Here is a 9,135-nt window from a genome sequence, read left to right as displayed (position 1 = left end):
CCCTCACTTCGTCAGCTCGGCCGCGATCTCCCGCACCGCCCGCTCCGCGCGCCGCTGGAGACCCGGCCCGAACGTGACCCGGGTGGCCCCGAGTTCGCCGAGCTCGGCGGGCGAGGGGCCCTCCCCGGGCCGTGCGACGACGTTCACCGGCCCCTGGACACCGGCCCGCAGCAGCGGCACCACGTCGACGGGGGCGCCGATCGGGTACACGCAGTCGGCGCCCGCGGCGACGTACAGCGCGGCCCGCTCGATGGCCCGGTCCGGGTCGGCGATGCCCCGGACGAACGTGTCGATGCGGGCGTTGACGAACAGCCGGTCCCCGGCCGCCGCCCGCACCTCGGCCAGCCACCCGGCGTGCTCGCGCGGGTCCTTGAGCACCCCGCCCGTGGAGTCCTCCAGGTTGCAGCCCACGGCACCCGCCGCCAGCAGCCGCTCCACCAGCTCCCCGGGCGCCAGCCCGTACCCGTCCTCCACGTCCGCCGACACCGGTACGTCGACGGCCCGGGCGATCCGTGCGACCGCCGCGAACATCTCGTCGGCCGGGGTTCGCCCGTCCTCGTACCCGAGACAGGCGGCGACCCCGGCACTGGGCGTCGCCAGCGCCGGGAACCCGGCCTCCGCGAAAACCCGGGCGCTCGCCGCGTCCCAGGGGCCGGGCAGGACGAGGGGGTCTCCCGGAGCCCGGCCGTGGTGCAGGGCGCGGAAGATGCCGACCTTGCTCATGGTGTGTAACCCCCCGGCGGGACACGGCGGCCGACCATCACCCGGTTCCAGCTGTTGATGGCGGCGATCAGCCCGACGAGGTGGGCCAGCTCGCCGTCCGGGAAGTGCGCGGCGGCCCGCTCGTACACGGCGTCGGGCACGAAGCCCTCCGTCAGGACCGTCACCGCCTCGGTCAGCGCGAGCGCGGCCCGTTCCCGCTCGCTGTAGAGCTCCTCGGCCTCCTCCCAGGCGTCGAGCAGACCGAGCCGCTGCTCGCTCTCCCCGTTCTTCCGGGCGAGGGTGAGGTGCATGTCCAGGCAGAACGCGCAGTGGTTGATCTGCGAGGCCCGGATCATCACCAGCTCGGCCAGCGCCAGGTCGCCGAGCCCCTTCTTCGCCGCCGCGCTGAGCGCGGACATGGCCTGCGCGACCTCCCCGTCCAGGAGCCGCGTGCGGGCCGTCATCCGTGCTGTCCCGGCCGGTAGTGCCCCGGGGTCATGCGGCAGGTCACGCCGAAGCGGTTCCAGGCGTTGATCACCGTGATGACGGCGATCAGCTGCGCCAGCTCCGACTCGTCGAAGTGCTTCGCGACCCTCTCGTAGACGTCGTCGGGGACGAAACCGTCCGTCAGCACGGTCACGGCCTCCGTCAGCTCCAGCGCCGCCAGCTCCTTCTCGGTGTAGAAGTGCCGCGACTCCTCCCAGGCGCTGAGCTGGATGATCCGCTCCACGCTCTCCCCGGCCGCGAGGGCGTCCTTGCTGTGCATGTCGACGCACAGGGCGCAGCGGTTGATCTGGGAGGCGCGGATCTTCACCAGCTCGTACAGCGTCGGGTCCACCCCCCGCCGGGCGGCCGTGTCCAGCCGGATCATCGCCTTGTACACATCGGGGGCGTGCTTGGCCCATTCCAGCCGTACGGGCAGTTCGGAGGCATACTCCGCGGTCGTCGTGTCATCGGTGTGCGTCGTCATGCCTCGACCCTAGGAACGAAGCAGCCCAGGAGTATGGTCCATTTCCATGGCGAAACCCTGGGCCACTCTCGGCGTGGACCTGCACCTGGAACCGGCCGGGCCGGGCCTGCGCCGCGGGCTGACCGACGCCCTGCGCGAGGCCGTCCGCACCGGCCGCCTGGCCGCCGGCACCCGCCTGCCCTCCTCCCGCACCCTCGCCGCCGACCTCGGCATCGCCCGCAACACCGTCGCCGACGCCTACGCCGACCTCGTCGCCGAGGGCTGGCTCACCGCCCGCCAGGGCTCCGGCACCCGCGTCGCGGACCGCGCCGTCGTCCCGCCCGCCGGGCAGGCCCCGCGCCCCCGCACCCGCACCCGCCCCGCCTACGACCTCCGTCCCGGCACGCCCGACCTGGCCTCCTTCCCGCGCGCGGAGTGGCTCCGGGCGGCCCGCCGCGCCCTCACCGCCGCCCCGCACGACGCCCTCGGCTACGGCGACCCCCGCGGGCGCCCGGAGCTGCGCACCGCGCTGGCCGGCTACCTCGCCCGGGCCCGTGGCGTGCGCGCCGACCCCGAACGCCTGCTGGTCCTCGGCGGGTTCGCGCACGGCCTGACCCTGCTCGCCGCCCTACTGAAGGCGCGCGGCGTGCACACCGTCGCCGTCGAGTCGTACGGCCTCCATGTGCACCGCGACCTGCTGACCGCCGCCGGGCTGCGCACCGTCCCGCTGCCCTTCGACGCGAGCGGCACCGACCCCGTCGGACCGGCCGACGCGGGCGCCGTGCTGCTCACCCCCGCCCACCAGTTCCCGATGGGCGTGCCCCTGCACCCCGACCGGCGGGCCGCCGTCGTGGACTGGGCGCGGCGCACCGGCGGCCTGGTCCTGGAGGACGACTACGACGGCGAGTTCCGCTACGACCGCCAGCCCGTCGGCGCCCTCCAGGGCCTGGACCCCGACCGCGTCGTCTATCTCGGCACCGCGAGCAAGTCCCTCGCCCCGGGCCTGCGGCTGGCCTGGGCCGTGCTCCCGCCGGGCCTCGCCGACGACCTCACGGCGTCCCGCGGGGGCCTCGACACCTGCGGCGTGCTGGACCAGCTGACCCTGGCCGAGTTCCTCACCTCCGGCGCCTACGACCGCCACGTCCGCTCCGCCCGCCTGCGCTACCGGCGCCGCCGGGACGCCCTGGTCGCGGCGCTCGCCGACCGCGCCCCCGAGGTGCGGGTCACCGGGATCGCGGCCGGTCTGCACGCCGTCCTCGGGCTGCCGCCCGGCACCGAGCAGCAGGTGGTCCGCGCGGCGGCCTGGCAGGGCCTCGGCCTGTACGGCCTGTCCGTCTTCCGGCACCCCGAGGCGGTGACGGAACCGCGGGACGCCGTGGTCGTCGGCTACGGCACCCCGCCCGACCATGCCTGGGCGGGGGCCCTGGACGCGCTGTGCCGGGCGCTGCCGTAGAGTCCACCCGCGGCGGGCGCCGTACACTCGATCGGCCCAACTGTCGTACAGGTGCTTGGACAACGGGGAGACAAGGACATGGCAGAGACCCGGCGACGGCTGCGTTCGAGCACCGTGGTGCTCGGCGGCATGGGAGTGCTCGCGGCGGCCCTCAGCGCGTGCGGCTCGGACCCCGACCGCCGCTGCGTGGACCGCGACAGCTACGACTACCTCAACGGCTACAAGGTCGTCGCCGACAAGAACTGCAAGTCGGGCTCGTCGGGCAGCTCCTCCGGCAAGGGCCGCAAGACCTCGCGCGTCACGGACGCCGACTGGTACTACGACGCCGACGTCAGCAAGGGCTGGGCCGACTCCGGCACCTTCAGCCGCGACGAGGCCGTCGACCGCGGCGGCTTCGGCTGCTCGGGCTCCGGCAGCGGCGGCGGCTGAGCCTCCGTGGAGCGCCGCACCGTCGCCCCCCGCCCCGGCTGGCAGCAGACCGTCGAGGAACAGGGGCTCATCTACCCCCTCACCCGCTACCCCGACGACTCCCTGCGTCCCTACTGGGACGAGAGCGCCTACTACGTCTTCCCCCTGGACGAGGTCGAGGCGCTGGAGGAGGTCGTCGAGGAACTGCACCGCATGTGCCTCGCGGCGGCCGAGCACATCGTGACCGACGGCCGCTTCACCGACCTCGGCATCACCGACCCGCGCGTCGTCCAAGCGGTCACCGAGGCCTGGCGGCGGCGCGCCGAACTCCCCTCCGTGTACGCCCGCTTCGACCTGCGCTACGACGGAACGGGTCCGGCCAAGCTCCTGGAGTACAACGCCGACACTCCGACCTCGCTGGTCGAGGCGGCCTCCCCGCAGTGGTTCTGGATGGAGGAGCGCTTCCCCGGCGCCGACCAGTGGAACTCGCTCCACGAGCGCCTCGTCGACGCCTGGAAGAAGCAGGCCGCCCTCCTCCCGCCGGGCAGCCCCCTGTACTTCGCGCACTCCTCGGACGACGAGCTCGGCGAGGACCTGATGACGGTCGCCTACCTCAAGGAGACCGCCGAGCAGGCCGGCCTGGCCACCGACTGGATCTCGATGGAGGAGATCGGCTGGGACCGCCTCTCCGGCCGCTTCGTCGACAACAGGCTCCGCTTCATCCGCAGCATCTTCAAGCTCTACCCGTGGGAGTGGCTCACCACCGACCGCTTCGCCGACCACGTCCTGGACACCCTGGACAACGGCGGCGGCACCGGCACCACCCTGTGGATCGAACCCGCCTGGAAGATGCTGCTCAGCAACAAGGCCCTGCTGGCGATCCTGTGGGAGCTGTACCCGGGTCACCCCAACCTCCTCCCGGCCTACCTGGACGGCCCGCGCGAGCTGGCCGGCAGCACGGGCTGGGTCGCCAAGCCCCTCCTCGGCCGCGAGGGCGCCGGCGTCACGATCCACGCCCCCGGCACCGACCCGACGCCCCGCGACGAACCCTGCTGCTACCAGGAGCTGGCCCCTCTGCCCGCCTTCGACGGCAACCACGTCGTCCTGGGCGCGTGGGTGGTCGAGAACGAGTCGGCGGGCCTGGGCATCAGAGAGTCCTCGGGCTTGGTGACGGACGAGTACGCGAGGTTCCTGCCCCACGTGATCCTTTGAGGGGCCTAGGGTGAGCGCCCCTCAAGGGGCCCGGGGAACCGCGCGATCAGCCACAACGCACCGGCACCCCGCGATGCAGGAAAACCACGCAGACGCTCCCGCATCCCGGACACCTCCCGCACCCCTCCGCGGGCCCGGGTAGGCTGACCACGGGCCGTGACTGGCGCGCTGGGATGGGACCAACCATCGGGGAGCGGCCCGAGCAACGAGAGCCGTGCGCCTGGGCCGACCCGAACGCCGACCACTACGTCCGGAGGTCCCCATGTCCGCCGAGCAGCAGCTCACCCCCGAGTCCGTCGCCTACCGAGCCGCGCTCGACGTCATCCGCACGGTGGAACCCCGCGTAGCGGACGCCATCGGCCAGGAGGTCGCCGACCAGCGCGAGATGCTCAAGCTGATCGCCTCCGAGAACTACGCCTCCCCGGCCACCCTGCTGACCATGGGCAACTGGTTCAGCGACAAGTACGCCGAGGGCACCGTCGGCCGCCGCTTCTACGCCGGCTGCCGCAACGTCGACACCGTCGAGTCCCTGGCCGCCGAACACGCGCGCGAGCTCTTCGGCGCCCGCCACGCCTACGTCCAGCCGCACTCCGGCATCGACGCCAACCTGGTCGCCTTCTGGGCCGTGCTCGCCGACCGCGTGGAGGCGCCGTTCCTCCAGAAGACCGGCGTCCGCCAGATCAACGACCTCTCCGAGGCCGACTGGGCCGAGCTGCGCCAGGCCTTCGGCAACCAGCGCATGCTCGGCATGTCCCTCGACGCGGGCGGCCACCTCACCCACGGCTTCCGCCCGAACATCTCCGGCAAGATGTTCGACCAGCGCTCCTACGGCACGGACCCCGTGACCGGCCTCATCGACTACGAGGCCCTGCGCGCCCAGGCCCGCGAGTTCAAGCCGCTGATCCTCGTCGCCGGCTACTCCGCGTACCCCCGCCTGGTGAACTTCCGCATCATGCGCGAGATCGCCGACGAGGTCGGCGCGACCCTCATGGTCGACATGGCGCACTTCGCCGGCCTGGTCGCGGGCAAGGTCCTCACCGGCGACTTCGACCCGGTCCCGCACGCCCAGATCGTCACGACGACCACCCACAAGTCGCTGCGCGGCCCGCGCGGCGGCATGGTGCTGTGCGACGACTCCCTCAAGGACCAGGTCGACCGCGGCTGCCCGATGGTCCTCGGCGGCCCGCTCCCGCACGTCATGGCCGCCAAGGCCGTCGCCCTCGCCGAGGCCCGGCAGCCCGCGTTCCAGGACTACGCCCAGCGCATCGTCGACAACTCCCGCGCTCTCGCCGAGGGCCTGACGCGCCGCGGCGCCACCCTGGTGACGGGCGGCACGGACAACCACCTGAACCTGATCGACGTCGCATCCTCCTACGGCCTCACCGGCCGCCAGGCCGAGCAGGCGCTGCTGGACTCCGGCATCGTCACCAACCGCAACGCCATCCCGGCCGACCCGAACGGCGCCTGGTACACCTCCGGCATCCGCATCGGCACGCCGGCGCTGACCACGCGGGGCCTCGGCACCGCCGAGATGGACGAGGTCGCGGGCCTCATCGACCGCGTCCTGACGGCCGCCGAGCCGGGCACCACCAAGTCGGGGGCCCCCTCCAAGGCGTCCCACGTCCTGGACGAGAAGGTCTCCGACGAGATCTCCCGCCGCGCGACGGACCTGGTGGCGGGCTTCCCGCTCTACCCGGAGATCGACCTGGGCTGACCACGCCCGAAAGGGGCGCGGGGAACTGCGTGCCCGGCCACGGACGGCCCGCAGTTCCCCACCCCGGGAGCCACCCTCCCGGCTCTGAGAGAATGACGGACATGGCCTCTGAACGCCCTCCCGTCTCCCACCCCCACCCTCAGGGGAATGGCTCCGCCATGCGGCATCGTCCCCGCGTGCTCTCCGGTATCCAGCCGACCTCCGGCTCGTTCCACCTCGGCAACTACCTCGGCGCCGTCCGCCAGTGGGTCGACATGCAGAACACCCACGACGCGTTCTACATGGTCGTCGACCTGCACGCGATCACGGTCCCGCAGGACCCGAAGGTGCTCCGGGAGAACACCCGCGTCGCCGCCGCCCAGCTCCTCGCGGCCGGACTCGACCCGGAGCACTGCACGCTGTTCGTGCAGAGCCACGTGCCCGAGCACGCCCAGCTCGGCTGGCTGATGAACTGCATCACCGGCTTCGGCGAGGCCTCCCGGATGACCCAGTTCAAGGACAAGTCCGCCAAGCAGGGCAGCGACCGCACCACCGTCGGCCTGTTCACGTACCCGATGCTGATGGTCGCCGACATCCTGCTCTACCAGGCCGACCAGGTCCCCGTCGGCGAGGACCAGCGCCAGCACCTCGAGCTGACCCGCGACCTCGCCGACCGGTTCAACCAGACCTACGGCGACACCTTCACCATGCCGAGCGCCTACATCCTCAAGGAGACGGCGAAGATCTACGACCTTCAGGACCCGACCGCCAAGATGAGCAAGTCGGCGGCCACCCCGAAGGGCCTGATCAACCTGCTCGACGAGCCGAAGGCCACCGCGAAGAAGGTCAAGAGCGCGGTCACGGACACCGACACGGTGATCCGCTTCGACCGTGAGCACAAGCCCGGCGTGAGCAACCTGCTGACGATCTACTCCACGCTCACCGGCACGACGATCCCCGAGTTGGAGCAGCAGTACGAGGGCAAGGGCTACGGCGCCCTGAAGACGGACCTCGCCGAGATCATGGTCGAGTTCGTGTCGCCCTTCCGGGAGCGCACCCAGCAGTACCTGGACGACCCGGAGACCCTCGACGCGGTACTCGCCAAGGGCGCGGAGAAGGCGCGCGCCGTCGCCGCCGAAACCCTCGCCCGGGCCTACGACGGCATGGGCTTCCTGCCCGCCAAGCACTGACCGGCGGTACCGCGCCGAGCGCCCCGGCACGCCGCCGTAGCGCTGCACATCACTCCGGTTGCGCCTGCCCGGGACAGGGTCGTGGCCGTACAGTCGATAACCGGGTGGCCGCATCGGCGGCCACCGCCGCGCGCCGGTGGGCGGGCGGCACCGACAGAACGACAGGGAGACGACGTGGGGACCGTAACGATCGGCGTGTCGATCGCGGTCCCGGAGCCTCACGGCAGCCGGCTTCAGCAGCTGCGCGCGGGCTTCGGCGACGCCGCGGCACACGGCATCCCCACGCACGTCACCCTGCTGCCGCCGACCGAGATCGACGGCGCGACGCTGCCCGCCGTCGAGTCGCACCTGGCGGAGGTGGCGGCCCGCGCCCGCCCCTTCCCGATGCGGCTGTCCGGCACCGGGACCTTCCGCCCGCTGTCGCCCGTGGTCTACGTCCAGGTCGTCGAGGGCGCCGCCGCCTGCTCCTGGCTCCAGAAGCGGGTCCGCGACTCCTCCGGGCCTGTCCCGCGCGAACTGCAGTTCCCGTACCACCCGCACGTCACGGTCGCGCACGGCATCGACGAGGCCGCGATGGACCGCGCCTACGAGGAGCTGGCCGACTACGAGGCCCAGTGGCCGTGCACCGGCTTCGCGCTCTACGAGCAGGGCGCCGACGGGGTGTGGCGCAAGCTGCGCGAGTTCCCCTTCGGCAGCGCGGTCGTGCCCCCGCAGGCCGAACGCGTGGAGACCGGCTCCCTGCCGACCCGCTAGCGCACGGCCCCCTACACCGGCAGCCGCCGGAACACCCCCCGCGGCAGGTGCCGCAGCGCAGACATCACCACCCGCAGCGCGCCCGGCACCCACACCGTCTCCGAGCGGCGCCGCAGCCCCAGCTCGATGGCCGACGCGACCGCCTCGGGCGTCGTGGCGAGCGGCGCCTCCTCCAGGCCGGCGGTCATCCGCGACCGCACGAACCCGGGGCGTACGACCATGACGTGCACGCCCGTGCCGTGCAGCGCGTCGCCGAGGCCCTGCGCGAAGGCGTCCAGGCCGGCCTTGCTGGAGCCGTAGATGAAGTTGGCCCGGCGGGCCCGCTCCCCGGCCACGGACGACAGCACCACCAGCGAGCCGTGCCCCTGCGCCTGCAGCGCGCGGGCGCTCACCAGACCGGCCGAGACCGCGCCGGTGTAGTTGGTCTGCGCGACCCGCACGGCGTTCAGCGGCTCGCGCTCGTCGTGCGCCTGGTCGCCGAGGATGCCGAACGCGAGCAGCACCAGGTCGATGTCGCCCTCGGCGAACACCTTGCCCAGCGCCTCCTCGTGGGATTCGGGGTCCAGCGCGTCGAAGGCGACGGTGCGCACCTGGGCGCCCAGCCCGCGCAGCTGCCCGGCCGCCGCGTCCAGCGCGGGGGAGGGGCGGCCGGCCAGCCACACGGTGCGGGTGCGGCGGGCGACCAGCCGGCGCGCGGTGGCCAGGGCGATCTCGGACGTACCGCCGAGGACGAGAAGGGACTGGGGGAGGCCGAAGGCGTCCTTCACGACAGCTC

10 protein-coding genes and 1 riboswitch are annotated in these 9,135 nt (G+C 73.0%); of the genes, 6 read left to right on the top strand and 4 right to left on the bottom strand.

Going from position 1 to position 9,135, the window contains the following annotated elements:
• Window positions 1–3 precede the first annotated feature (3 nt).
• From ACIRG6_RS12245 to ACIRG6_RS12235, 3 genes are read right to left on the bottom strand one after another with little or no spacing between them, the layout of a single operon-like run.
• On the bottom strand, window positions 4–723 hold the full coding sequence (locus tag ACIRG6_RS12245; RefSeq protein ID WP_364676570.1) for an isocitrate lyase/PEP mutase family protein: 720 nt from the start codon (window positions 721–723) through the stop codon (window positions 4–6).
• The gene (locus ACIRG6_RS12240; RefSeq protein WP_364676572.1) at window positions 720–1,166 is read right to left on the bottom strand and encodes a carboxymuconolactone decarboxylase family protein; all 447 of its coding nucleotides are present in this window, start codon (window positions 1,164–1,166) and stop codon (window positions 720–722) included. Before ACIRG6_RS12240 ends, ACIRG6_RS12245 begins: the two co-directional genes overlap by 4 nt.
• A complete protein-coding gene (locus ACIRG6_RS12235; RefSeq protein ID WP_403322318.1) occupies window positions 1,163–1,672 on the bottom strand; it encodes a carboxymuconolactone decarboxylase family protein in 510 nt (169 codons plus the stop codon). Before ACIRG6_RS12235 ends, ACIRG6_RS12240 begins: the two co-directional genes overlap by 4 nt.
• Before the next feature lie 46 nt (window positions 1,673–1,718).
• On the opposite strand from ACIRG6_RS12235, the gene pdxR reads away from it, so the two are divergent.
• The 6 genes from pdxR (at window position 1,719) to ACIRG6_RS12205 (ending at window position 8,360) form a co-directional block, all read left to right on the top strand.
• Window positions 1,719–3,104, top strand: coding sequence for a MocR-like pyridoxine biosynthesis transcription factor PdxR (pdxR, locus tag ACIRG6_RS12230; protein ID WP_403322316.1), 1,386 nt, complete (start codon window positions 1,719–1,721; stop codon window positions 3,102–3,104).
• A gap of 78 nt (window positions 3,105–3,182) precedes the next feature.
• Complete coding sequence (locus ACIRG6_RS12225; RefSeq protein ID WP_239765551.1) at window positions 3,183–3,533, top strand: hypothetical protein; 351 nt, start codon at window positions 3,183–3,185, stop codon at window positions 3,531–3,533.
• 6 nt (window positions 3,534–3,539) lie between these two features.
• The gene (locus ACIRG6_RS12220; protein WP_364676579.1) at window positions 3,540–4,724 is read left to right on the top strand and encodes a glutathionylspermidine synthase family protein; all 1,185 of its coding nucleotides are present in this window, start codon (window positions 3,540–3,542) and stop codon (window positions 4,722–4,724) included.
• Window positions 4,725–4,870: 146 nt separating this feature from the next.
• Window positions 4,871–4,957, top strand: a riboswitch (ZMP/ZTP riboswitch).
• A gap of 29 nt (window positions 4,958–4,986) precedes the next feature.
• On the top strand, window positions 4,987–6,438 hold the full coding sequence (locus ACIRG6_RS12215; RefSeq protein ID WP_364676581.1) for a glycine hydroxymethyltransferase: 1,452 nt from the start codon (window positions 4,987–4,989) through the stop codon (window positions 6,436–6,438).
• Window positions 6,439–6,596: 158 nt separating this feature from the next.
• Entirely contained in the window at window positions 6,597–7,607 is a 1,011-nt protein-coding gene (gene trpS, locus ACIRG6_RS12210) for a tryptophan--tRNA ligase (RefSeq protein ID WP_239765554.1), read from the top strand.
• 174 nt (window positions 7,608–7,781) lie between these two features.
• Window positions 7,782–8,360, top strand: a complete 579-nt coding sequence (locus ACIRG6_RS12205; RefSeq protein WP_364676584.1) for a 2'-5' RNA ligase family protein — start codon at window positions 7,782–7,784, stop codon at window positions 8,358–8,360.
• An 11-nt stretch (window positions 8,361–8,371) separates the two neighbouring features.
• Here the strand turns inward: ACIRG6_RS12205 and ACIRG6_RS12200 are convergent, their stop codons facing one another.
• On the bottom strand, window positions 8,372–9,127 hold the full coding sequence (locus ACIRG6_RS12200) for a decaprenylphospho-beta-D-erythro-pentofuranosid-2-ulose 2-reductase (RefSeq protein WP_318214133.1): 756 nt from the start codon (window positions 9,125–9,127) through the stop codon (window positions 8,372–8,374).
• Between the last annotated feature and the right edge of the window lie 8 nt (window positions 9,128–9,135).

The organism is Streptomyces flaveolus (assembly GCF_044765825.1).
Taxonomy (GTDB): Bacteria; Actinomycetota; Actinomycetes; order Streptomycetales; family Streptomycetaceae; genus Streptomyces; species Streptomyces flaveolus.
The sequence above is the reverse complement of the archived record's forward strand: the minus strand, read 5'-3'. Positions and strand labels throughout refer to the sequence as shown.